20 protein-coding genes are annotated in these 22,737 nt (G+C 71.4%); 8 read left to right on the top strand and 12 right to left on the bottom strand.

Features of this window, described 5'->3' with window-relative positions; translation table 11 throughout:
• Window position 1: 1 nt before the first annotated feature.
• The 3 genes from ACZ4E1_RS09415 (at window position 2) to ACZ4E1_RS09405 (ending at window position 1,862) form a co-directional block, all read left to right on the top strand.
• The gene (locus ACZ4E1_RS09415) at window positions 2-595 is read left to right on the top strand and encodes a histidine phosphatase family protein (protein WP_467537379.1); all 594 of its coding nucleotides are present in this window, start codon (window positions 2-4) and stop codon (window positions 593-595) included.
• Window positions 596-674: 79 nt separating this feature from the next.
• Entirely contained in the window at window positions 675-1,298 is a 624-nt protein-coding gene (locus ACZ4E1_RS09410) for a hypothetical protein (protein ID WP_467537378.1), read from the top strand.
• Between the two features lie 126 nt (window positions 1,299-1,424).
• A complete protein-coding gene (locus tag ACZ4E1_RS09405) occupies window positions 1,425-1,862 on the top strand; it encodes an acyl-CoA thioesterase (protein WP_467537376.1) in 438 nt (145 codons plus the stop codon).
• Between the two features lie 34 nt (window positions 1,863-1,896).
• Here the strand turns inward: ACZ4E1_RS09405 and ACZ4E1_RS09400 are convergent, their stop codons facing one another.
• A complete protein-coding gene (locus ACZ4E1_RS09400) occupies window positions 1,897-3,735 on the bottom strand; it encodes an alpha-L-fucosidase (RefSeq protein WP_467537375.1) in 1,839 nt (612 codons plus the stop codon).
• 305 nt (window positions 3,736-4,040) lie between these two features.
• On the opposite strand from ACZ4E1_RS09400, the gene ACZ4E1_RS09395 reads away from it, so the two are divergent.
• Window positions 4,041-6,236, top strand: coding sequence for an alpha-N-acetylglucosaminidase (locus ACZ4E1_RS09395; protein WP_467537373.1), 2,196 nt, complete (start codon window positions 4,041-4,043; stop codon window positions 6,234-6,236).
• Window positions 6,237-6,352: 116 nt separating this feature from the next.
• The gene (locus ACZ4E1_RS09390) at window positions 6,353-7,183 is read left to right on the top strand and encodes a chitosanase (protein ID WP_467537371.1); all 831 of its coding nucleotides are present in this window, start codon (window positions 6,353-6,355) and stop codon (window positions 7,181-7,183) included.
• Between the two features lie 138 nt (window positions 7,184-7,321).
• Here the strand turns inward: ACZ4E1_RS09390 and ACZ4E1_RS09385 are convergent, their stop codons facing one another.
• The 11 genes from ACZ4E1_RS09385 to ACZ4E1_RS09335 all read right to left on the bottom strand — a co-directional run bounded on the left by ACZ4E1_RS09385 (window position 7,322) and on the right by ACZ4E1_RS09335 (window position 18,968).
• The gene (locus ACZ4E1_RS09385; protein ID WP_467537619.1) at window positions 7,322-8,527 is read right to left on the bottom strand and encodes a vWA domain-containing protein; all 1,206 of its coding nucleotides are present in this window, start codon (window positions 8,525-8,527) and stop codon (window positions 7,322-7,324) included.
• Window positions 8,528-8,655: 128 nt separating this feature from the next.
• Complete coding sequence (locus tag ACZ4E1_RS09380) at window positions 8,656-9,933, bottom strand: AAA family ATPase (protein ID WP_467537369.1); 1,278 nt, start codon at window positions 9,931-9,933, stop codon at window positions 8,656-8,658.
• A gap of 192 nt (window positions 9,934-10,125) precedes the next feature.
• The gene (locus ACZ4E1_RS09375) at window positions 10,126-11,481 is read right to left on the bottom strand and encodes a hypothetical protein (protein ID WP_467537368.1); all 1,356 of its coding nucleotides are present in this window, start codon (window positions 11,479-11,481) and stop codon (window positions 10,126-10,128) included.
• Between the two features lie 203 nt (window positions 11,482-11,684).
• Window positions 11,685-13,037 carry a nucleobase:cation symporter-2 family protein gene (locus ACZ4E1_RS09370; protein ID WP_467537618.1) on the bottom strand — a complete coding sequence of 451 codons (1,353 nt, stop codon included), beginning with the start codon at window positions 13,035-13,037 and terminating at the stop codon, window positions 11,685-11,687.
• A gap of 345 nt (window positions 13,038-13,382) precedes the next feature.
• Window positions 13,383-14,768: an 8-oxoguanine deaminase gene (locus ACZ4E1_RS09365; RefSeq protein ID WP_467537366.1), complete on the bottom strand. Its 1,386-nt coding sequence runs from the start codon at window positions 14,766-14,768 to the stop codon at window positions 13,383-13,385.
• Window positions 14,769-14,814: 46 nt separating this feature from the next.
• Entirely contained in the window at window positions 14,815-16,236 is a 1,422-nt protein-coding gene (locus tag ACZ4E1_RS09360; RefSeq protein ID WP_467537364.1) for a nucleobase:cation symporter-2 family protein, read from the bottom strand.
• A gap of 67 nt (window positions 16,237-16,303) precedes the next feature.
• A complete protein-coding gene (pucL, locus tag ACZ4E1_RS09355) occupies window positions 16,304-17,236 on the bottom strand; it encodes a factor-independent urate hydroxylase (protein ID WP_467537362.1) in 933 nt (310 codons plus the stop codon).
• A 5-nt stretch (window positions 17,237-17,241) separates the two neighbouring features.
• A complete protein-coding gene (gene uraH, locus ACZ4E1_RS09350; RefSeq protein WP_467537360.1) occupies window positions 17,242-17,643 on the bottom strand; it encodes a hydroxyisourate hydrolase in 402 nt (133 codons plus the stop codon).
• Window positions 17,643-18,167: a 2-oxo-4-hydroxy-4-carboxy-5-ureidoimidazoline decarboxylase gene (gene uraD / locus ACZ4E1_RS09345; RefSeq protein WP_467537359.1), complete on the bottom strand. Its 525-nt coding sequence runs from the start codon at window positions 18,165-18,167 to the stop codon at window positions 17,643-17,645. Before uraD ends, uraH begins: the two co-directional genes overlap by 1 nt.
• A 172-nt stretch (window positions 18,168-18,339) precedes the next feature.
• Entirely contained in the window at window positions 18,340-18,651 is a 312-nt protein-coding gene (locus tag ACZ4E1_RS09340; protein ID WP_188341226.1) for a helix-turn-helix domain-containing protein, read from the bottom strand.
• 65 nt (window positions 18,652-18,716) lie between these two features.
• A complete protein-coding gene (locus ACZ4E1_RS09335; protein WP_467537358.1) occupies window positions 18,717-18,968 on the bottom strand; it encodes a YkoF family thiamine-binding protein in 252 nt (83 codons plus the stop codon).
• Between the two features lie 168 nt (window positions 18,969-19,136).
• Here ACZ4E1_RS09335 and ACZ4E1_RS09330 point away from each other — a divergent pair, with 168 nt between their 5' ends.
• The 3 genes from ACZ4E1_RS09330 to ACZ4E1_RS09320 all read left to right on the top strand — a co-directional run bounded on the left by ACZ4E1_RS09330 (window position 19,137) and on the right by ACZ4E1_RS09320 (window position 22,613).
• The gene (locus ACZ4E1_RS09330; RefSeq protein WP_188336163.1) at window positions 19,137-19,979 is read left to right on the top strand and encodes a TIM barrel protein; all 843 of its coding nucleotides are present in this window, start codon (window positions 19,137-19,139) and stop codon (window positions 19,977-19,979) included.
• 72 nt (window positions 19,980-20,051) lie between these two features.
• Complete coding sequence (locus ACZ4E1_RS09325; RefSeq protein WP_467537355.1) at window positions 20,052-20,948, top strand: 2-hydroxy-3-oxopropionate reductase; 897 nt, start codon at window positions 20,052-20,054, stop codon at window positions 20,946-20,948.
• A 207-nt stretch (window positions 20,949-21,155) separates the two neighbouring features.
• On the top strand, window positions 21,156-22,613 hold the full coding sequence (locus ACZ4E1_RS09320; protein ID WP_467537353.1) for a catalase: 1,458 nt from the start codon (window positions 21,156-21,158) through the stop codon (window positions 22,611-22,613).
• Window positions 22,614-22,737: the final 124 nt, after the last annotated feature.

Raw genomic sequence — 22,737 nt, 5'->3', positions numbered from 1 at the left:
CTTGGGTGATCTGCTTCTCGTCCGGCACGGCGAGACCGAATGGGCGCTGAACGGACGGCACACCAGCTGGACGGACATCCCGCTCACGGAGAACGGCAGGGAGCAGGCGCGCCGGGTCGCGCCGCTCGTCGGCAGCTATCACGTGGGGGCGGTGTTCACGAGCCCGATGCGGCGCGCCCGGGACACGGCGAAGCTCGCGGGCCTGGACCAGGCCGTGGTGGACCCGGACCTGTGCGAGTGGGACTACGGCGGCTACGAGGGCGTGACGACGCTGGAGATCCATCGCACCCGGCCCGACTGGTTCCTGTTCGACGACGGGGTGGCGCCGGGTCCGCCGGAACACCCGGGCGAGACGCCGGAGCAGGTGGGGGCGCGCGCGGACCGGATGCTGTCGAAGGTGGACGCGGCGCTCGCCAACAACGAGGGCAGTGTCGTGCTCGTCGCCCACGGCCATTTCCTGCGGGCCCTGACCGCGCGGCGTCTCGGCCTGCCGGCGTCCGAGGGCGCGCACTTCCTGCTGGCGACGGGCACGGTGAGCCGGATCAGTACGGAGCACGGCCGGCCGGTGATCGCGGGCTGGAACCTGCGTCCCTGACCTGGCGCCCGACGCAGCGTTGTCGGCGTTGTCGGCGTTGTCAGTGGTCCCGTGCACCATCGTGGTCAGGAGGTGTGCCATGACCAGACCGCCGACCGCCGCGCAACGGCGGATCATCGACGCGGCCGACCCGGAGACGGGCCGGATCACCGGGAGCGAGGCCCAGCTGGCGCGGCTCGTCGTGCTGAAGCTGGCGTTCCGGCATCCCCGGCCGCCGCACGCCCACTTCCTGACCCCGGAGGGGCACCGGCTGCGGGAGGCGGGCCCGGAGCTGCCGCCGCCGCCCGAGCCGGAGACAACGCAGGACGGGCGGTTCCGGGCGCGGCTGGGCGGCGAGCCGGACGCCGTGGCTTCGCCCGCGCGAGCCCGCGAGGTGCGCACGGCCTGGCAGGGGCTGCTCGAGATACGCCGGATGACGAATCCGGACGGCGCGCTCGACCGGCCGTGCGCCTGGGAGCGCGGCCGGCTCGAACACGCGGCGGCCCTCGCCCTGGAGGCGGCGGGCCGGGAGCCCGCGAGCGGGGCGGCGCCGGGGTACCGGGTGACGTCGACGCCGCAGCCCGAGGCGGTGTCGGTGCACCATCCGGACGCGGCGGGCCTCGCCGCCTGCGCGGCGACGCTGACCGAGGCCGGCTGGCAGGTCAGCGAGCACGCCGGGAAGCGGGGCGAGCGCTGGCTGCTCGCCTCGCCCAGACGCACGTAGCTGCCCCCTGGTCCGGGCCAGGGACGAGGAATGCGGGGCCGCTCCCGGCTGTTGGCCTCGTCAAGAGGCCTGAGCAAGCGCTCAGGCATAGAGGCAGGCAGCGCAGGGCGCAGCGAGAGGAACATCGTGACCGATCCGCACAACAGCGAGCCGTACTCCGTCCACATCCAGGTCCGGGGCTACGAGACCGACTCCCAGGGGCATCTGAACCAGGCGGTCTACCTCCAGTACGCGGAGCACGCGCGCTGGTCGGCGCTGCGGCACGGCGGCATCGAGCAGGGCGACCTGCTGGCCCGGGGCGTGGGCCCGGTGGCGCTGGAGACGACCATCCGCTACCTGCGCGAGCTGCGGGCCGGCGACGAGGTGGACGTGGACTGTGTCTTCGAATGGGGCGAGGGAAAGACGTTCCGCATGCGTCAGACGGTGCGCAAGGCGGACGGCACGGTGTCGGCGGAGGTGTCCGCCGTGGGCGGGATCCTGGACCTGAAGGCGCGCAAGCTGGTGCCGGACCCGCGGCAGATCTTCAAGGAGCTGTCGGCGGACCCGGGCGTGTTCGGCCTGTAGACCGGACACCCGGGCCCGCCGGTCGGCCCGGGGCTCAGTCGGCCGTCAGGCGGCGGGCCGGGACGATCTGCTGTTCCTGGTCCGGGCCGGACCAGAGGAGCTTCATGTGGGCCTCGCCGGTGTTCTCCGTGTAGTCGATCCGGATCGCGTGCCGGGTGCCGGCCGTGAGGCGCACCGTCCCCTTGTCGACGCGCGGGCCGTGCGGATCCGAGGCGTCGACGACCAGTTTGCCGTCGATCCAGACGCGGGCGGTGTCGTCGGAGACGGTGGTGAGGGTGTAGTTCTCCGTGCGCGGGGCGGTCAGGTGGCCGCTCCAGCGGACGGAGAAGGTGTCCGCCGGGATGCTCGGGTCGGGTGAACCGGCGTACTTCCAGGCGTGGTTGACGGTCGGGTCGACGCGGGTGATCTTCGGGTCGCCGCTGAGCGTGGCGTTGTCGAAGATCTCCTGCTTGAGCCCGTGGCCCGTGCTCGTGGGCGTCTCGGGGCCTGTGTCGACGGTCAGCCGGACGACGGTGGCGATGTCGTTGGTGGGCCCTCCGGACGGGGCGAGGTCGTAGCCGTCACCGGAGCGGGTGACGGTGACCTCCTGGTCGCTGCCGAGCACCCGCGCGTGCGCGATCTTGAAGTCGGTGCGGGCCTTGAGGTGCAGCGGCTGTCCGGCGGCGGGCCAGTCGGTGACGGCGGCGTACAGCACGTCGCCCTTGCGGCTGACCGAGCCCCAGGCCGGCTCGTCGACGAGGCCCGCGTACCGGGCCCCGTACACGGCATCGCCCTGGCCGTCCGCCCGGAGCCAGTCACCCATCTGCTTCAGGCGGTCCACAGATTGCTGCGGGATGCGGCCGCGGCTGTCGGGGCCGACGTTGAGCAGATAGTTGCCGCTGCGCGAGGACGTGGCGAGCAGGTTGCGGACGAGGCCGCCGGGGGACTTCCAGTTCTGGTCGTAACGGGCGTAGCCCCAGTGCCCGTTGAGGGTCATGCAGGACTCCCAGAGCTGGCCGTCGACCGGGGCGTCGGGGATGGTCTGCTCGGGGGTGCCGTAGTCGCCGTCGACGACGCGGCGCTTGCCGACGCGGTTGTTGACGACGAGGTCCGGGTCGAGGTCGTGGAGGTAGGACTCCAGGCGTTCGCCGTCGCGCGCGGTCCAGGGGTTGTGCGGGTCCTCGGTGTCCCATTCGCCGTCGAACCACAGCAGGGCGGGGTCGTAGGAGTCGACGAGCTCCTTGAGCTGGGCGTACATGCGCTTCTCGTACTTCGGGAAGGTCGCCGGGTCCGGGAAGTCGGGGTCGTGCCAGTCCCAGATCGAGTAGTAGAAGCCGAGCTTGATGCCCGCGTCGTCGGCGGCCTTCTTCAGTTCGGCGAGGATGTCGCGGTTCTTGTCGAAGGACGAATGGTCGCGCAGGTTCCAGGAGTTGACCTTCGTGGGCCACATCGCGTAGCCCTCGTGGTGCTTGGACGTGATGACGATGTACTTCATCCCCGCGTCCTTGGCGGTCTTCACGACGGCCTTCGCGTCGAAGTCGGCGGGGTCGAACGTCGCCGCCTTCTTCTCGTACGCGTCCTTGGAGATCTTGCACGAACGCTGGATCCACTCGGCGTCGCGGCAGACGGTGCCGTCGGCCCGCGGATACTCGCCCTCCCAGTTCGAGTAGGCGCCGAAGTGGATGAACATGCCGAAGCGGTCCTGGCGCCACCAGTCGGTGCGTTCGGCGGTGAAGGGGTCGTCGTGGGCGTAGTCCGTGCCGGGTCCTGCGGCGGTGGCGGCGGCGGCCGCCGGCGGCTCGGACGGGGCCGCGGCGACCGGCACGGCGGCCGTGGCCGCCAGGGTCGCGGCGAGCAGGACGGCGAGTCCCGCGATGCTTCGCTGGATGCGCATGGTGCGGCTCCCGGGGTGTGGGTACGTCGGTGCATGCGTGGCGCGTGGGACCTGAGGCGAACCAAACGCATCGGAACGTAGAGGCGCAGACATCGGATGTCAATGCGTCCGGCACTCGACGGATACCCGGGAGTCGCACGAGAATCAGCCACTCCGACGCCACTACATCCGATGAATCGGCACGCGATCCGGCCGCGGTCGACGGGGTCGCGCGTGCGTCGCGGCGGGGGTCGTTCACCTGTCTCCTGCCGGGGCTTCGGCATGGCGTCACCTCCGCCGGGGGTCGCGCCGGGTATGCAGGAGCCATGCCGCTGGCTCGCCGTACGCTCCTGACCGCGCTCGCCGGATCGGCCGCGGTGTCCTGCACCGCCGGGGCCGACCGGGCCGACGCCCTACCCTCCTCCGCCGCGACCAGCGGCGCCGCCGCACGCGCCGCGCGCCGGCTCCTCGGGCCCGTCGCGGACCAGCTGGACTTCGGCCCACCGGGCGGCACGCACGACACCTACCGGGTGGCGGCCTCGGGTGGCCGGATCCGGGTGACGGGATCCTCGCCCGCCGTCCAGCTGGCCGGTCTGCGCCGGTACTTGAAGGACGTCGCGCACGCCAACATCTCCTGGGCGGGCGAGCAACTGGACCTGCCGGACCGGCTGCCGCTGCCCGCGCGGGCGCTGACCGGGCGCGCGGGTGTGCCGCACCGGTTCGTCCTCAACGACACGAACGACGGCTACACCGGGGCGTACCACGACTGGGCGTACTGGGAACGCGAGCTGGACGTGCTCGCGCTGCACGGGTTCAACGAGGTGTTCGTGCAGGCCGGCGCGGACGCGCTGTACCACCGTGTGTTCCGCCGCTTCGGGTACACGGACGCCGAGCTGCGGGCCTGGATCCCCTCCCCCGCGCACCAGCCGTGGTGGCTGCTGCAGAACATGGCGGGCCCGGCGGGCGGGCCCGTCTCGGCGCAGCTGCTCGCGGCGCGGGCCCGGCTCGGTCGCCGGATCGCGGACCGCGTACGGGAGTTGGGCATGGAGCCGGTGTTCCCCGGCTACTTCGGGACGGTGCCGCCGGGCTTCGCGGACCGCAACCCGGGCGCGCACGTAGTGCCGCAGGGCGACTGGTACGGGTACCGGCGCCCCGACTGGCTGGATCCGCGCGGCCGACAGTTCGCCGCGGTGGCCGCCGCGTTCTACCGGGACCAGGAGGAGCTGTTCGGTCCCGCCCGGCTGTTCAAGATGGATCTGCTGCACGAGGGCGGCAGCGCGGGCGACGTACCGGTCGGGGACGCGGCACGCGGCGTCGAGCGGGGTCTGCGCGACGCGCGCGGCGACGCGGTCTGGGTGATCCTCGGCTGGCGGCACAATCCGCCGCGGGCGATCGTGGACGCCATCGACAAGCGGCACATGCTGGTCGTCGACGGGCTCTCCGACCGGTTCACGAGCGTCACCGACCGGGACACGGACTGGGGCGGCACACCGTACGCGTTCGGCTCGATCTGGAACTTCGGCGGGCACACCGTGCTCGGGGCCAACACCCGGGACTGGGCGGAGCTGTTCCCGGCCTGGCGGGACCGCCCGGGCAGCGCGCTGCGCGGTACGGCGCTGCTGCCGGAGGCGGCCGACAACAATCCGGCCGCGTTCGAGATGTTCTCCGAACTCGCCTGGAGCAACGGCGCGTTGGACCTCAAGAGCTGGTTCGAGGCGTACGCCGTGGCCCGGTACGGGGAGCGGGACGCGCGGGCCGTCGCCGCGTGGGACGTGCTGCGGCGCACCGCCTACGGGACGACGCGCGCGGACGAGTGGGCGGAGGGCGCGGACGGGCTGTTCGGGGCGCGACCCTCGCTCAAGGCCGTGTCGGCGGCGACGTGGTCGCCGAAGCGGCTGCGCTACGACGCGGGCGAGTTCGAGAAGGCCCTCGACCATCTGCTGGCGGTGCGCTCGGGACTGCGCGGCTCGTCGGCGTACCGCACCGACCTGCTCGACGTGGCGCGGCAGGCCCTGTCGAACCGGAGCCGGACGCTGCTGCCGCGGATCAGGGCGGCGTACGAGGCGAAGGACGCGGCCAAGTTCGACCGGCTGTGCGCGGACTGGCTCTCCCTCATGAGCCTGCTCGACCGGCTGCTCGCCACCGACTCCCGTCATCTGCTGGGCCGTTGGGTCGCCGAGGCGCGGGCCTGGGGCGCCGACCCGGCCGAGCGGAACCGGCTCGCGCAGGACGCGCTGTCGATCGTGACGGTGTGGGGGACGCGGTCGGGCGCCGCGGCGGGCCTGCACGACTACGCGAACCGGGAGTGGGCGGGCCTGGTCGGCGGGCTCTACCGCAAGCGCTGGGCGGCGTACTTCACCGAGCTGCGGGCCGCGCTCGGCGCGGGGCGCGCGCCGGGGAAGCAGGACTGGTACGCGTTCGACTCGGCGTGGATCCGCGATCCGGGGGCGCTCGCGACGCGGCCGAGCGGCAGCACGTACGACCTGGCGGTTCAGGTGCGGGACCGGCTGCGGCAGGGCTGAACCGGCCCCGCTCCGCAGACGTCTGACGGGTGCTTGACGGGTGTACGTCACGCCAGATCTCTGGTAGGAAACCTTCCTAACAGTCGGCGGAACGTTCAACTCCCCCAGGAGGAACCGTGCCCACCCCCCACATACGCACCTCCCGTCGCACGCTGCTCACCCTGATCGGCGCCACCGTCGTGGCGGCTCCGCTCCTCACCACCCAGCTCGCCGGGGCCGCCGGGTTGCCGGCGCGCGCGGTCGGGCTCGACGACCCGGCGAAGAAGGAGATCGCCATGCAGCTCGTGTCGAGCGCGGAGAACTCCTCGCTCGACTGGAAGGCCCAGTACCGGTACATCGAGGACATCGGCGACGGCCGCGGCTACACGGCGGGCATCATCGGGTTCTGCTCCGGCACCGGCGACATGCTCGACCTCGTCGAGCTCTACACCCGGCGCGCACCGGACAACCCTCTCGCCGACTATCTGCCCGCCCTGCGCGAGGTCGACGGCAGCGACTCGCACGAGGGCCTCGACCCGGGCTTCCCCGACGCCTGGGCCGAGGCGGCCCGCGACAGCGCGTTCCGCAAGGCGCAGGACGACGAACGGGACCGGGTCTACTTCGATCCGGCCGTGTCCCGCGGAAAGGCCGACGGGGTCGGCACGCTCGGGCAGTTCGCGTACTACGACGCCATCGTGATGCACGGCGACGGGTCGGACCCCACGAGCTTCGGCGGGATCCGCGCGCGGGCGCTCCGCGCGGCGCAGCCGCCGGCGCGGGGCGGGGACGAGGTGGCGTGGCTCGACGCGTTCCTGGACGCGCGGGTGTGGGCGATGCGGCAGGAGGAGGCGCACAGTGACACCAGCCGGGTCGACACGGCTCAGCGGGTTTTCCTCCGGAAGGGGAACCTGGGGCTTGAGACGCCGCTCGACTGGAAGGTGTACGGGGATGCGTATCACATTGGGTGAGTTGGTCTAGGCCCCGCTGGGGTGCGGGGAGTCGGGCTGCGCGGACTCGTCTGCCTGGACCGGCGCGTGCGCGTCTGCCGGTCGCGTCGTGGCTGGTCGCGCAGTTCCCCGCGCCCCTTACGGGGCGCTTGCGCCCTCTCAGCCGATCGTGACCACTCGGGCCCAGTCTGGGGGGCCCGCGGGCTCGTAGTCCTCGTTGTTCTCGTTCACCCTGCGGGCGGGGCGGGGGAAGAGGCCCACCACTGTGCGGCAGGGTGGGCGTTCGGAGGGCCAGGGGGTCTGGCCGTCGGTCAGGGCGACGATCACGTCGGGGCCCGGGCTGCGGCGCAGGGCCGTCGCGAAGCCCGAGCGCAGGTCGGTGCCGCCCCCGCCCACCAGTTCCAGGCTCTCCGCGCGGCAGAGCGGCACCGCGACCCCGGCCGCCGCGTCGCACGAGACGACCGAGACGAGGTCGCGCCGGCCGCCCACCGCGCGGGCGATCGCGGCCACCTCCAGCAGGGCGCTGCCGAGTTCGGCGTCGCTCACCGAGCCGGACGTGTCGATGACCACGCAGACCCGGGGCGGCGTGCGGCGCAGGCTCGGCAGGATGACGCCGGGCAGCGAGGCGGAGCGGCGCGAGGGGCGCCGGTAGCTGTGGTTCTCGCCGACGCCGGGGGCGCCCGCCGCCGAGCGGATCGCGGCGCCGAGCAACTGCCGCCAGGGCTGGGGAGGTTGGAACGCCTCGTCGGCCCAGCGCCGCCAGCCCGCGGGGGCCTCGCCGGGGGCGCCCTTGATCGCCTCGGTCACCCGGAACCGTACGGCGTCCCGCTGCTGGCGGGTGAGGCCGTGGGCGCCGTCGGGGCCCAGCTCCCACGGGCGCGGTTCGCCGTCGGCGCCGCTGCCGCAGTCCAGCCAGGCCAGGTCGCCGGCGAGGCCCTTCATGGAGGCGGTCCGCAGGTACTCCTCCATCAGCAGGCCGTCGCTGAGCCTCAGCCGCGAGGGCAGGACGACTCCGGCGGGCGTCGGGAGGCCGTCGCCGTAGATGTCGTCGTTGATCTCGAAGTCGGCGGCGATGTTGCGGCGCAGCCGCTGGAAGGCGCCGTGCTCCTCGTGTTCCCGGGCGTAGCGGGCGCCGCGTTCGTGATGGTCGCGCAGCAGGTGGGACACCTCGTGCACCCAGACCCCGGCCAGGTCCTCGACGCTCGTCCGGGCCACGAAGGCGGGCGAGACGTAGCAGCGCCAGTGCGCGTCGACACCCATGGTCGGCACCGCCCGGTCCTCCACGATCTGCAGCGCGAACAGGGCCGCCGCGAGGTAGGGCCGGACCTTCACGGCGTGCAGCCGCGCGGCGAGCAGCTTCTCCATGTCGAGCGGCGGCCCGGACGTGTCGGGGGTCCGGGCGGGCGGCTGGGTGAGCGGGGCCTTCACCGGGCGCGGCGGCGGGGGTGGGGCCATGGGGCGGGGCAGGGGGCGCGGGGCCGGATTCGTGGTCGTCATCGGCGTGCGCCGTTCGCCGCGGAGCGGACGCGGTCCACCGAGCGGTCGGCCGTCCTGGCGATGCCGATGACGTCGGCCAGGCGTTCCATCGCGGCCGGGACCTCCCAGGAGTCGCGGCGCAGGCCGGCCAGGGCCGTCGCGGGGGCGACCAGGAGGTCGGGGGCTCCGGTCTCCAGGGCCCGTACGAGGACGGTCCAGGCCGCGTCCCAGCGGGCCCGTTCCGGGCGGGCGCCCACGGCGGCGACCACCGCTTCGAGCGCGGCCTGGCGCAGGTCTCCGCGCTCGGGGAGCTCCGCGCGGGGCGGCTGGGCGAGGAGGTCCTCCGGGTTCGGCAGGTCCATCCGGTCGAGGTGGGCGAGGAGTTCGAGCCCGGGGCCGTCGCCGACCGCGCCCCGCACCAGCAGCGCCAGCACGTCGCGCGAGACGCCGGCCGCCGTGGCGAAGGCCAGCAGGGTCAGCGCCGCCTCCCAACTGCGCGGCGAGGGCCAGGCACCGCCGCGCCGGGTCTCGGAGGTGGGCAGCCGGTGGATCAGGGTGGGGCGGGCCTCCAGGAAGCCGCAGACCGCGCGCCGGGCGAGCGCGACGGCGTCGGCGAGCCGGTCCGGGTCGAGGCTCGGCAGGGTGGGCCGGGGCCAGACGCCGCCCAGCCCCCGCACGACCACGTCGCGGTCGTGCACCCAGTACAGGTGCACGAACCGGTTGGCGAGCGGCGGGCTGAGCTCCCAGCCGTCGGCGGCGGAGGCCCGCGGGTTGGCGGCGGCCACGATCCGTACGCCGGGCGGCAGTTGGAGCGATCCGACGCGGCGCTCCAGGACGACCCGGAGCAGGGCCGCCTGTACGGCCGGGGTCGCGGTGGACAGCTCGTCGAGGAAGAGCAGACCGCGGCCGGCCCGTACGAGGTCCACCGCCCACTGCGGCGGGGCCATCGGGACGCCCTGCGTGGCGGGGTCCTCGCCGACGATCGGGAGGCCCGAGAAGTCGGACGGCTCGTGCACGCTGGCGATCACGGTCGTGAGCGGCAGTCCGAGCGAGTCGGCGAGCTGGTTCAGCGCGGCGGTCTTCCCGATGCCGGGTTCGCCCCAGAGCAGCACGGGGAGGTCGGCGGCCACGGCGAGGGTGAGCGCCTCCAGCTGCTCGTCGGGGCGGGGTTCGGTCGTGGTCCGCCGCAGCAGCGTCAACAGGTCCCCGGCGACGGCGAGTCGGGAGGCGGGACCCTCCGGGTGCGCGGGAGTAGGAGGGGGCGTGGGCGTGGGCAGAAGGGAGCTGAGCGTCATGGGCATCACCTGGTGTGTTGGGGGACGGGACACACGCCCGTCCGGAGGCTGGGAGAAAAGCAGGGGACGTTGTCGGGTGCGGGTACGTGGGGGCTGGGGCATCGGGGAAATGCGCCCGAAGGGCAGGCATTTCAGGGGCGCGGGGAACTGCGCGACCAGCCCCCACCGGAGCGGCACCCGGCGACGAACCCGTCAACGGCTCCGCGGCCGCCGCCACCCGTTCCGACGCCCCCGCTTGAGGAGGAGTTCGGGCGGAAGGCTGCGGGCCAGACGCAGACGCGCCCGGGGCCCCGCCTCCGCACCCGGGTGCTCCTCGGGGAGGCCGGAGCGGAAGAGGCCGTGGTCGACCCGGCCCGCCGCGGCCTGTTCCAAGGCGTCGCGGAGCGGACCGGCGCGGAGCATCGCTCCAGCGCCGAGCAGGCCTTCGACGACATCGAGCGCTCCGCGTACGTCGCCGTGTCCGAGCCGTTCGCGTACGGCCGGCAGGGCCTCGGGCGTGCGGTGGACCGCGTCGATGGCGCGCAGGCAGGGCAGCGGCGGGCCGCCGAGCGCCACCAGGAGGTCCTCGCGGCGCAGTTGCTCGGCGTCGTGGTCGACCGCGGTCAGGACGCCGTCGCGCAGTGCGATCCGGTGGATCTCGCCGCGGCACTCGACGCGGTGCGGGTCGGCCGGTTCGGTGCCGGCGTCGAAAGACCCTGGTTCCGGTCCCGCGTACGGGTGCAGTGCTGCCGCGACCAACGGGTGGAGGTCGCCGAGGGAGACGAGTCCGGATCGCAGGAGGGCCAGGTCGGGGGCCTCGTGGACGGCCGCTTCTGGGAGCGCGGGCAGCGCGGCGGCCTGGCGGGCCGGCACGGCGTCGCGCAGCGGGCGGACCGTGGGGGCGTGGCTGTCGTCGGGGGCGACGAGTTCGAGCACGGCGCGCCGGCGGGCGTCGAGCCGTACGGTGAACGCCCCGCGCGGGCGGCCGGTGGCGCTGCGCAGCAGCAGTTCCGCCTCGGTGGCGAGGTCGGCCGGGGCCCGTACCGCCAGTTCCCCGCTGCGTTCCGCGTCCCAGAGGTGGCGGTGCAGGTCGAGCCGGAAGCGGCGGTCGGGGTGCGGATGCGGGTGGTCGCCGAGCGGGGCGCCGCCCGAGCCCTCCCACAGCGCCAGGGAGATCCGCTGGCCCGCGTCGGCGCGGACCGGCATGGTCCGTGCGACGAGGTGCAGGGGCGGGTCGCCGGGTTCGCCGTAGCGGACGAGCGGGACAGTGAGGCCGGGGCGCAGCCGCCCGTCGGGGGCCATGCGGGGCAGGTGCCAGCGCAGCAGGTCCGGCGCGAGGCGGCGCAGGTCCGCGCGGAGGCGGGCGGTCTGTTCGGTGCCGTGGCGACGGCGCACGGCGCGCAGATCGAGGTCGGGGTCGACGCGGGCGGCGGCGCAGGCGCCGGCCCAGTCGCCCGCACCGCGGCGTGCGGTGGCGGTCTCGATCATGGACGGTGGCACGGCGTAACGGCGTACGCGCTGCCACATCAGCAGGTGGGGTGAGATCCCGTCCGGGAGGTGATGTGCCATCAGCACTCACCTTGCGTGGACGGTTCCCCCAATCGTGGCGAGGAGGTGTTCAGCATCGCGGGCATCGTAACCACACGCGCGATGATCTGTCAGTCGGGTTTTTCGCCGGACTCTTTTCCGGCGGCGGAGAACCGGCGGGGGTCGGTGCCTTGTCTTCGGCACCGACGCCCTCCGTGTTCTGCTTCTGCTTGCGTGTCGCGTCGTCAGTGCACGCCGGCCGCCGAGTGTCCCGTGCGCTGTTCGGCGATGGCGCCGCCGGACTCCATGGGCGAGGTGACGTCGTCGGCGTCGCGGCCGCGTCCGAGGTGGTTGAAGAGGATGTTGAGGACCACCGCGGCGACACAGCCGGTCGAGATGCCCGAGTCCAGGATGATCTTCGCGTTCTCCGGGAACGCGTGGTAGAACTCCGGCTTCGCGATCGGGATGAGGCCGACGGCGAGCGAGACGGCCACGATCAGGACGTTGTTGTCCTTCTCCATGCCGGCCTTGACCAGGGTCTGGATGCCGCTGGCCGCGACCGAGCCGAAGAGAACCACACCGGCGCCGCCGAGCACCGGGCGCGGGACCACGGCGATGAGCGAGGCGGCCATCGGGCACAGGCCCATCAGGACGAGGAAGCCACCGCCGGTCGCGACGACGAAACGGCTGCGGATCTTGGTCATGGCGACCAGGCCGATGTTCTGCGCGAAGGCGCTGCACATGAAGCCGTTGAACAGCGGGCTGAGCGCGGAGCCGAGGGTGTCGGCGCGCAGGCCGGCGGCGATGGTCTTCTCGTCGGCGGGCCGGCCGACGATCTCACCGAGGGCGAGCATGTCGGCGGTGGACTCGGTCATCGAGACGACCATGACGACGCAGAGCGAGACGATGGCCGCGCCGGCGAACTGCGGAGCGCCGAAGTGGAACGGGGTCGGGAAGCCGACGATCGCGGCGTCGCCGACCGGGCCGAAGTCCGTCACGCCGAACGGGATCGCGATGAGGGTGCCGACGACCAGGCCCAGCAGGACCGCGATCTGCTTGACGAAGCCGGTGGTGAAGCGGCGCAGCAGCAGCACGATGAGCAGGGTGATGCCGGCGAGCGACAGGTTCTTCAGCGAGCCGAAGTCGGATGCCGCGGGGTTCGGCCCCTGGGCCCAGCCGAAGGCGACGGGCATGAGGGAGACACCGATGAGGGTGATGACGGTGCCGGTGACGACCGGCGGGAAGAAGCGGACCATCTTCGAGAAGAAGGGTGCCGCGATGAATCCGAGGACGCCCGCGACGATCACCGCCCCGAAGATGAGGGGCAGCGCGTCGGACTTGTCCTTCGTGGAGGCGACGACGGCGAGCATCGGGGCGACGCCGGCGAAGGTGACGCCGTTCACGAAGGGGAGCCGGGCGCCTATCTTCCAGAAGCCGAGCGTCTGGAGGAAGGTCGCGAGGCCTGCCGTGAACAGGCAGGCGCCGGTGAGGAAGGTGAGATCCTTCGGGTTGAGTCCGATCGCGGCGCCCACGATGAGCGGGGGCGCGACCACGCCCGCGTACATGGCGGCGACGTGCTGGAGGCCCGTGGTCGCCATCTTCAGCGGCGGGAGGGTCTCGTCGACCGGATGTCTGGTCTGCTCCGCGCCCTCGGGTGCGGAGGTGGTGCCTTGCTTGGTGAACCTGGGCTTCGTCGCCACTGCGGCTCCTCCGGTTGTTTTCCGGCACCGGGCTCTCGCCGGTGCTTTTCGCTTCATGGAGGTGGTGCATGGTGATGCAAGGTGCAAGGTGCTGACCGATGTTCAGTTGTTGTGCGCCCAGGTAGTGCTGACCGCCCCGGGAACGTGAGGCTTTGGGCCACGTTCCGGGGCGGCACCCGAGCTGCCCGCTCGGCAGCTCGGGTCCCCGGTCAGGGGCCGTCCCCCCTGACCGGAGTCGGTGAATCAGGCCTGCGCGACGATCCGCGCGAGGCGCTGGGCCTCGTCCCGCGTGGAGCGGGCGATGGCGTCCTCGTCGGCGTGCAGCAGGCGGCCGTTCTCGACGACCGGCTTGCCGTTGACGAGGGAGAGGGTGACCGGTGCGGCCGCGCCGAAGACGAGCGCGGTCACCGGGTCGGCGATCGACGAGTGGGCCAGGGTGTCCAGCTTCCACAGGACGAGGTCGGCGAGCTTGCCGGCTTCCAGAGATCCGATCTGGGAGGCCCGGCCGAGGACCTGAGCGCCTCCGTACGTCCCCAGGCGCAGGGCCTGGCGGGCGTTGAGGGCGGCCTCGCGGTGGGCGCCGAGGCGGTTGATGAGCAGCGCGTTGCGCAGTTCGGTGTGCAGTTCGCCCGACTCGTTGGAGGCGGTGCCGTCGACGCCGAGGCCGACGGGGACGCCGGCCGCGAGCATGTCGGGGACGCGGGCGATGCCGGCCGCGAGGCGGGCGTTGGAGGACGGGCAGTGAGCGACGCCCGTCTTGGTGCGCCCGAACGCGGCGATGTCGGAGTCGTTCATGTGGACGCTGTGCGCCATCCACACGTCCTCACCGAGCCAGCCCGTCGACTCGAAGTAGTCGGTGGGGCCCATGCCGAACAGCTCGTGGCAGAACTTCTCCTCCTCGACGGTCTCGCTGCCGTGGGTGTGCAGCCGTACGCCGAGGCGGCGCGCCAACTCGGCGCCCTGCTTGAGGAGTTCGGTGGACACCGAGAACGGCGAGCAGGGGGCCACGGCCACCTGCGTCATCGCGTCGAAGGAGGCGTCGTGGTGCTTGTTGACGGTTTCCTCGGTGGCGGCGAGGGCGCCCTCGAGGGTCTCGACCGCGAAGTCCGGCGGCAGGCCGCCGTCCTTCTCGCTGCGGTCCATGGAGCCGCGGGCCAGGGTGAACCGCACGCCCATCTCGGAGGCGGCCCGGATGATCGATCCGGAGAGGTCGCCCGAACCCTTGGGGAACACGTAGTGGTGGTCCATGGCGGTGGTGACACCGCCGCGGGCCATCATCGCGAGGGAGCCCTGCGCCGCCGCGTACGTCATCTGCTCGTCGATGCGCGCCCAGGTCGGGTAGAGCGCCACCAGCCAGTTGAACAGGTTGTGGTCCGTCGCCAGGCCACGGGTGATCCACTGGTAGAAGTGGTGGTGCGTGTTGACCAGGCCGGGCGTGGCCAGGTGGCCGGTCCCGTCGATGCGGCGGACTACGTTCTCGAGGTCCTTCGGGGCCTGTCCCGCCCCGATGGACTCGATCCTGTTGCCGCTGACGACGATGTGGCCCGAGGCGTACTCGGTGTCCTGTGCGTCGACCGTCGCGATCGCGACGTTCTCGATGACGATGCGGTCTGCCGAAGAAGGTGCCATGGTGCTTCCTTCATTTCGTGTGTGGCGATGTGGGCACGGCAGGACCCTAGGAGGATTTGAGTGCCGCGGTCGCGCTGGCGCTGCCGCGGGTGCCGAGATGGTGGAAGAAGAGATTCAGCGAGACGGCGACGAGTGCGCCGGCGCTGATGCCGGAGCCGAGCACGGTCTGCGCCCAGGCGGGGAAGTCGGCGTAGAAGCCGGGCGCGGCGAGCGGGATGATGCCCGCGCCGAGCGATACGGCCACCAGGATGATGTTGGAGCTGTCGTCGAGACCCGCCTCCGAGAGGGTGCGGATGCCGCTGACGGCGATGGAGCCGAAGAGGACGATGCCCGCTCCGCCGAGGACCGGCATGGGGACCATCGAGACCACCGCGCCGAGCACCGGGAAGGCGCCGAGGATCAGCAGGGCGCCGCCCGCGACGGCGACGACGTAGCGGCTGCGCACCTTGGTGAGCGAGACGACGCCGACGTTCTGGGCGAAGGCGGAGGTCGGGAAGCCGCCGAAGATCGGGCCCAGGAAGGTCGCGAGGCCGTCGGTGCGCAGACCCCGGGTGATGGTCTTTCCGTCGCAGTCGCGCTCGCAGATCTCGCCGATGGCGAGCATGCCGGCGCTGGACTCGGTCATCAGCACGAGCATGACCAGGCACAGCGAGATGATCGCGGCGGGCTGGAACTCGGGTGCGCCGAAGGCGAAGGGGGTGGGCAGGGCCGCGACGGGCGCGGACTTGAGGGCGCCGAAGTCGGCCATGCCGAACGGGACGGCGGCGAGTGTGCCGATCAACAGCCCGAAGAGCAGGGCGACTTGCTTGACGAAGCCCTTGCCGAACCGCTGGATGAACAGGATGACGGCGAGGGTGAAGCCGGCGAGCGCGAGGTAGCGCATGTCGCCGTAGTCGGCGGCGGTCTTGTCGCCGCCCTGGGCCCAGCCGACCGGCACGGGCATCAGGGTCACACCGATGAGGGTGATCACGACGCCGGTGACGAGCGGCGGGAAGAAGCGCAGGAGCCGGCCGAAGAACGGACCGATGGCGAGACAGAAGACGCCCGCGACCATCACGGCCCCGTAGATGGCGGGGAGTTGGTCGCCCTTGGCGTTGGTCTCGGCGATGGCGAGCATCGGTGCGATGCCCGCGGAGGACGCGGCGTTGACGAAGGGCAGCCGGTTTCCGACGATTCCCTTGACGCCGAGCGTCTGGAGCAGGGTGGCCACACCGGCGATGAGCAGGGACGCGGCGATCAGCCGGGTCTGGCCCGCGGTGTCGAGGTGGACGGCCTGGCCGATGATGAGCGGCGGGGTGACGACGCCCGCATACATGGCGGCGATGTGCTGGAGTGCGGCGGGGACGAGCCGCGACGGGTGGAGCTTCTCATCCACCGGGTGGACCGCTTCGGCGGTCTCGTTGGTGCTTTCCGGTGGGGTGGAACACGGGCCTTCGGCTGCCGCCGGCCCTTTTGCTGGCACTGCCATTGCTTTGTTCCCTCCGGTGTGGCGCGCCCCCGCCCACTGCGGGGCGGGCGGGGGCGCGCGCCCCGCGTCAGAGGTTGGTCATGTCGACCGGGATGCGCTGGTCGGCGCCGTCCCGCAGGATCGTGGCCTCGATGAGGCCGTAGGGGCGGTCGGCGGCCCAGTACACGGCACCGTCCTTCGCCTCGTTCTCCAGGCCGAAGGACGAGAGGTCCTGGCGGAAGTGGTGCTTGTTCGGCGCGGAGAAGCGGATCTCGTCGATCTCGGTGCGGTTGTTGATGATCCGCGAACCCATCTGGAAGAGGGTCTGCTGCAGCGAGAGCGAGTACGTCTCGACGAAGGCCTCGAGCATGTGCTTCTTGGCCTGGTCGTAGGACTTGTTCCACTGGGGCGTGCGCTCGTCGGCAGACGTCCAGTTGTGGCGCCACCACGTCGACAGGGACGTGGCGAGGATACGGTCGTAGTCCTCCTGGAGCGTCGTGTACTTGTCCTTGATGAAGCCCCAGAACTCCGAGTTGGTGGAGTTCATGACGGTGAGGTCCTTGAGGCCGGAGAGGACCTCGAACTTCTCGCCGTCGTAGGTGATCTGCGCGAGGCGGATCTCCTGGCCCTTGCGGACGAAGGAGTGCTTGACCTCGTCGGCGCCGATGAACTTGGAGCCCGCGTCGGAGCCGGCGATCCGCTCCCAGGCGTACTCCTCGAGGCGGATACGGGCCCGGTGGATGGACGGCTGGCTGTCCACGAAGTGCCGGGCGAGCTCGATGCCGTACTGCTCGATCGACTCGATCCCGTATTCCTTCGCGAAGGCGAAGCAGGTGTTCTTGGTGGTGTCCGTCGGCAGGCAGTTGGCGTTCGACCCGGTCAGGTGGACGTCGTCGAGGTCACCGCTGAGGGCGACCGAGACGTTGACGTCCTTGATGTGGTGGGTGTCGCCGTCCCGCGTGATCTTGACAACGCGGTTCTCCGCCTTGCCGTACTGGTTCTGGCCCAGGATCGTAGGCATGTCTGCTAGCTCCCTCGGTAAACGGAGTAGCCGAACGGGTTGAGCAGCAGCGGCACGTGGTAGCGCTCGCCCGGGACGACGGCGAACGTGATCGCCACCTCCGGGAAGAACACCGCGGAAGCGTCGCTGTCCCGATTCGCGGGGGCGTCCTGCTGCGCATCGGCTTGCTTCTTGGCGAAGTACGTCTCGGTGTCGAAGTCGAGGCGTACGTGGGTGGTGTCCGCCGGCAGGACCGGCAGGTTCTTGCAGCGCCCGTCGTCGTCCGTGGCCGAGGAGCCGAGCGTCACCCAGTCGGCGTCCGCGCCGGAGCGCGCCGCGACGGTGACCGCGACGTCGACGGCCGGGAGGCCGAGGCTGGTGTCCAGGATGTGCGTGGACACATAGGGGGCGGTCTTCTCGGTGCTCATCAGGCGGTCTCTCCTTGTTCCACGAGGCTCGTGAGGCGGATGCGGTTGATCTTGCCGAGTTCGGCGCGGACGATCTCCCACTCCTTCTCCGGCGTGTTCTCGATCCGGGCCTTGAGCGCGTCGCGCATCTGCTCGCCGGTCAGGCCGGTGGCGCAGATGAGGAAGACATGCCCGAAGCGGTCCTGGTAGCCCAGGTTGAGCTCGAGCATCTCCGCCTTGAGTTCCTCGGAGGCTCCGGCCATGCCCCGCTGCTCGCGGGACGAGGTCGGGTCGCCGGGCTTCGGGCGACCGATCGGCGGGTGGCCCGCCATGGCCTCCGCGAGGTCCTCCGTGGACAGCTCGGCCATGGCGGCGTCACTGGCGGTGAAGAGAGTCTCTGCGGAAGCGAACGGGCGCTGGGCGATGATCTTGCGCCCCCACGCCGATGAAGTGCACACCTCGTGGAGCTCGGCCTGGGCCGCGCTCTCGTCCGAGGCGTTGAACCGGGTCAACCCCCGCTGGGTGGCTGACGAACCTGAAGTCACGGGACTGCCTCCGTGGCCTTGTGCTGGACGGGCTGCGGATAGCTAACGCCCTTGGAAACACCACGTCAACAGTTTGTTGAAAAGTTGGTGTAACGAAAGACCGCCGTCCGGAATCCGGACGGCGGTCGGGGCCTGCCACGGCTGTCGCCGCATCACTCCAGGTCAGGCTGGGTCAGGAGGTCTTCTCCCGGTTGAGGTAGTTGTAGACGGTGAACCGTGAGACGCCCAGCGCGCCCGCCACGGTCTCCACTCCGTGCCGTACGGAGAAGGCGCCGCGCCCCTCCAGGACGCGCACGATCTCCTGCTTCTCCCGGCGGTCGAGCTCGGCCAGCGGCCGCCCCTTCACCCGCTGCATGGCGGCCAGGATGTGATCCAGGGAGTCGGCGAGCTGCGGCAGTCGCACGGCGGCGACGTCCGCCCCCTGCCAGCTCAGCACGACATCGTCCAGACCGGCGTCGGCCGGCGGGACCAGCTCTCCACCCATCGCGTCGACCAGCGGCTTCACGGCCGTGATGAAGGCCTCGCCGGAGGCCTCGCCCCCCGTGTTCGTCACGCCTGGTCCTCCCCCGTCACGTTGATCTGCAGCGAGATACGGGTGGCGCCGGTCGCGAGACTCTCGCGCAGCAGGGCGTCGACCGCCTTGAGGACCGCCTCGGCCCCGCCTTCCGCCGTGTTCCCGAACGGGCCGACGTCGACCGCGTCCAGTTCCGCCGCCTCGATCACCCGGCGGGCGGCCACCGCGTGCGCGGGCGCCTCGTCGAGATCGAAGGGCTCCGTCGTGAATTCCACTCTCAATCGCACCCGGTCAACCTAACCCGCGATGGCCCCCTTTGGACCAGGTCGCGCCCACCCCCTTGACAGAGACGAGCCCTTCCAGGCAATCTTCCATCACGCAGAAAGAAACTTCCGCAATACGAAATTAGACGTCATGCGGAACACGGACCGGACCAGAAGGGAGCGCCGACCCTGATGGGATTCGCAGACCAGCGCTTCAACGTCAACCTGTCGATCCTCTTCACGGAGCTCCCGCTCCTGGAGCGCCCGGCCGCCGCCGCCGCGGCCGGCTTCACGGCGGTCGAGCTGTGGTGGCCGTGGGTCGATGCCCCCACCCCCGAGCAGTCCGAGCTCGACGCGCTGCGCAGCGCGATCCAGGACGCGGGAGTCCAGCTCACCGGCCTGAACTTCTACGCCGGTCAGCTGCCCGGCCCGGACCGGGGCGCCCTGTCGATCCCCGGCGAGGAGAGCGAGAAGTTCCGCGCCAACATCGACGTGGTGGCCGACTTCGCCCAGTCCCTCGGCTGCAAGGCGCTCAACGCGCTGTACGGCAACCGGGTGGAGGGCGTGGACCCCGCCGTCCAGGACGAGCTCGCCCTGGAGAACCTGGTGCTCGCGGCCCGCGCGGCCGACCGCATCGGCGCGGTGCTGCTCATCGAGGCGCTGAACAAGCCGGAGTCGCCCGCCTGCCCGATCGTGAGCGCCCCCAAGGCCATCGAGATCGTGGACAAGGTGAACGAGGCCACCGGCCTCGGCAACGCCAAGTTCCTCATGGACCTGTACCACCTGTCCATGAACGGCGAGGACCTCCAGCAGGTCATCAGCGCGTACACCGACAAGACGGCGCACGTGCAGATCGCCGACAACCCGGGCCGCGGTGCGCCGGGCACGGGCTCGCTGCCCCTCGAGGACCTCCTCGACCAGCTCCGCAAGGCCGGCTACGACGGCTACGTGGGCCTGGAGTACAAGCCGGGCGACGCCCCGAGCGCCGAGTCCTTCGGCTGGCTGCCGCACGAGGCCCGCGCCGCGCGCCACTGAGCGGAGCGCGCCCTGCGGCGCACCGGCTCACCCACGGATCACAGCTTTTCTGAGTTTTTTGGAGTCACCCTCATGAGCAACAACCTCCCCAAGGTCGCGTGGATCGGTCTCGGCATCATGGGCTCGCCCATGTCGGAGAACCTGATCAAGGCCGGCTACGACGTCACCGGCTTCACCCTCGAGCAGGACAAGCTGGACCGCCTCGCCGCGGCCGGCGGCACCGCCGCCACGTCGATCGCCGCGGCCGTCAAGGACGCCGACGTCATCGTCACCATGGTCCCGGCCTCCCCGCAGGTCGAGGCGATCTCCTACGGCCCCGAGGGCATCCTGGAGAACGCGAAGTCCGGCGCGCTGATCGTCGACATGTCGTCGATCACCCCGCAGACCTCGGTCGACCTGGCGAAGAACGCCAAGGAGAAGGGCATCCGCGTCATCGACGCGCCCGTCTCCGGTGGCGAGGCCGGCGCCATCGAGGCCGTCCTGTCCATCATGGTCGGCGGTGAGCAGGCCGACTTCGACGAGGCCAAGCCGCTCCTCGACGCCCTCGGCAAGACCATCGTGCTGTGCGGTCCGCACGGCTCGGGCCAGACCGTGAAGGCCGCCAACCAGCTCATCGTCGCCGTGAACATCCAGGCGTGCGCCGAGGCCGTGGTCTTCCTGGAGAAGTCCGGCGTGGACCTCACCGCCGCGCTCGACGTGCTCAACGGCGGCCTGGCCGGCTCGACCGTCCTGACGCGGAAGAAGGACAACTTCCTCAACCGCGACTTCAAGCCGGGCTTCCGCATCGACCTGCACCACAAGGACATGGGCATCGTCACCGACGCCGCCCGCAACGTGGGTGCGGCCCTGCCCGTCGGCGCCGTGGTGGCCCAGCTCGTGGCCTCGCTGCGCGCCCAGGGCGACGGCGGCCTGGACCACTCCGCCCTGCTGCGCGCCGTCGAGCGCCTCTCGGGCAACCAGGTGGCCTGACCCTGAAGACTTCCGGGCCGTGGCGGCGCTGACACCTGTCCTGTCGCGCCCAGGCGTCGCCACGGCCCGGAACCCATACCCACCTGTTCAACAAAATGTTGAAAAAGGTCGCCCGGAACTTCAACAAACTGTTGACGTAGCAGTTCAGGGGTACCTACGCTCCCCCCATCGTCAGCAGCCATTGCACGGAAGGTCGCCTCCAAAACCATGCCCAAGCGTGTGCTCACGACCGAGTCCGGCGCCCCTGTCGCCGACAACCAGAACTCCGCGACCGCCGGCGCCGGCGGCCCGCTTCTGATCCAGGACCAGCACCTGCTGGAGAAGCTCGCCCGCTTCAACCGCGAGCGCATCCCGGAGCGTGTCGTGCACGCCCGTGGTTCCGGCGCCTACGGTTACTTCGAGGTGACGGACGACGTCACCGGTTTCACCCACGCCGACTTCCTGAACACGGTCGGCAAGCGCACCGAGGTCTTCCTGCGCTTCTCGACCGTCGCCGACAACCTCGGTGGCGCGGACGCCGTCCGTGACCCCCGCGGTTTCGCGCTCAAGTTCTACACCGAAGAGGGCAACTACGACCTCGTCGGCAACAACACCCCGGTCTTCTTCATCAAGGACCCGCTGAAGTTCCCCGACTTCATCCACTCCCAGAAGCGCGACCCCTTCACGGGCAAGCAGGAGCCGGAGAACGTCTGGGACTTCTGGGCCCACGCCCCCGAGGCCACCCACCAGATCACCTGGCTCATGGGCGACCGCGGCATCCCGGCCTCGTACCGTCACATGAACGGCTACGGCTCGCACACCTACCAGTGGACGAACGAGCAGGGCGAAGCCTTCTTCGTGAAGTACCACTTCAAGACGAACCAGGGCATCCGCTCCCTGTCGTCGGAGCAGGCCGCCGAGATCGCAGGCAAGGACCCGAACTCGCACCAGACGGACCTGCTGCAGGCCATCGAGCGCGGCGTGAACCCGTCCTGGACCCTCTACGTCCAGGTCATGCCGGCCGCCGAGGCCGCGGACTACCAGTTCAACCCGTTCGACCTCACCAAGGTGTGGCCGCACAAGGACTACCCGCTGCAGCGCGTGGGCCGACTGGTCCTGGACCGCAACCCCGACAACGTCTTCGCCGAGGTCGAGCAGGCCGCCTTCTCCCCGAACAACTTCGTTCCGGGCATCGGCCCCTCCCCCGACAAGATGCTGCAGGGCCGCCTGTTCGCCTACGCGGACGCGCACCGCTACCGCCTGGGCGTCAACCACACCCAGCTCGCGGTCAACGCCCCCAAGGCGACCACCGCGGACAACTACGGCCGCGACGGTCTGATGGCCGCCAACGCCTACGCCCGCAGCCGCAAGAACTACGAGCCGAACTCCTTCGACGGCCCGGCCGAGACCGGTCGCGCGCTCTCCGCGCCGCTCGCGATCTCCGGCCACACGGGTACGCACGAGGCGCCGGCCCACGCCAAGGACGACGACTTCTACCAGGCGGGCGAGCTGTACCGCCTGATGTCCGAGGAAGAGAAGGGACGCCTGGTCGCGAACATCGCGGGCGGCCTCTCCCAGGTCTCGCGCGACGACATCGTGGAGAAGAACCTCGCCCACTTCCACGCCGCCGACGCCGACTACGGCAAGCGCGTCGAGGAAGCGGTCCGCGCCCTGCGCGAGGACTGATTCGCAGGAACTCCCCAGACCGCGTACGGGGATTGACGGGAGGTCAGCCCCCGTACGCACAAGCCCGCACCTGCTGCGTGACCCGGATGAGGGGTGGTCACGTGGTGGGTCGCGGGAGGACGAG

This window comes from Streptomyces sp. NPDC025806 (assembly GCF_055558275.1).
Note: the sequence above shows the minus strand (reverse complement) of the source record. Positions and strands in the feature narration are given on the sequence as shown.

Excerpts from the sequence above, each read along its gene's own strand:
- ACZ4E1_RS09410 (WP_467537378.1), top strand. The coding sequence starts at position 675 with ATGACCAGACCGCCGACCGCCGCGCAACGGCGGATCATCGACGCGGCC.
- ACZ4E1_RS09400 (WP_467537375.1), bottom strand. The coding sequence starts at position 3,735 with ATGCGCATCCAGCGAAGCATCGCGGGACTCGCCGTCCTGCTCGCCGCG.
- ACZ4E1_RS09395 (WP_467537373.1), top strand. The coding sequence starts at position 4,041 with ATGCCGCTGGCTCGCCGTACGCTCCTGACCGCGCTCGCCGGATCGGCC.
- ACZ4E1_RS09385 (WP_467537619.1), bottom strand. The coding sequence starts at position 8,527 with ATGGAGAAGCTGCTCGCCGCGCGGCTGCACGCCGTGAAGGTCCGGCCC.
- ACZ4E1_RS09380 (WP_467537369.1), bottom strand. The coding sequence starts at position 9,933 with ATGACGCTCAGCTCCCTTCTGCCCACGCCCACGCCCCCTCCTACTCCC.
- ACZ4E1_RS09375 (WP_467537368.1), bottom strand. The coding sequence starts at position 11,481 with ATGGCACATCACCTCCCGGACGGGATCTCACCCCACCTGCTGATGTGG.
- ACZ4E1_RS09370 (WP_467537618.1), bottom strand. The coding sequence starts at position 13,037 with ATGGCGACCACGGGCCTCCAGCACGTCGCCGCCATGTACGCGGGCGTG.
- ACZ4E1_RS09365 (WP_467537366.1), bottom strand. The coding sequence starts at position 14,768 with ATGGCACCTTCTTCGGCAGACCGCATCGTCATCGAGAACGTCGCGATC.
- ACZ4E1_RS09360 (WP_467537364.1), bottom strand. The coding sequence starts at position 16,236 with ATGGCAGTGCCAGCAAAAGGGCCGGCGGCAGCCGAAGGCCCGTGTTCC.
- pucL (WP_467537362.1), bottom strand. The coding sequence starts at position 17,236 with ATGCCTACGATCCTGGGCCAGAACCAGTACGGCAAGGCGGAGAACCGC.
- uraH (WP_467537360.1), bottom strand. The coding sequence starts at position 17,643 with ATGAGCACCGAGAAGACCGCCCCCTATGTGTCCACGCACATCCTGGAC.
- ACZ4E1_RS09340 (WP_188341226.1), bottom strand. The coding sequence starts at position 18,651 with ATGGGTGGAGAGCTGGTCCCGCCGGCCGACGCCGGTCTGGACGATGTC.
- ACZ4E1_RS09330 (WP_188336163.1), top strand. The coding sequence starts at position 19,137 with ATGGGATTCGCAGACCAGCGCTTCAACGTCAACCTGTCGATCCTCTTC.
- ACZ4E1_RS09325 (WP_467537355.1), top strand. The coding sequence starts at position 20,052 with ATGAGCAACAACCTCCCCAAGGTCGCGTGGATCGGTCTCGGCATCATG.
- ACZ4E1_RS09320 (WP_467537353.1), top strand. The coding sequence starts at position 21,156 with ATGCCCAAGCGTGTGCTCACGACCGAGTCCGGCGCCCCTGTCGCCGAC.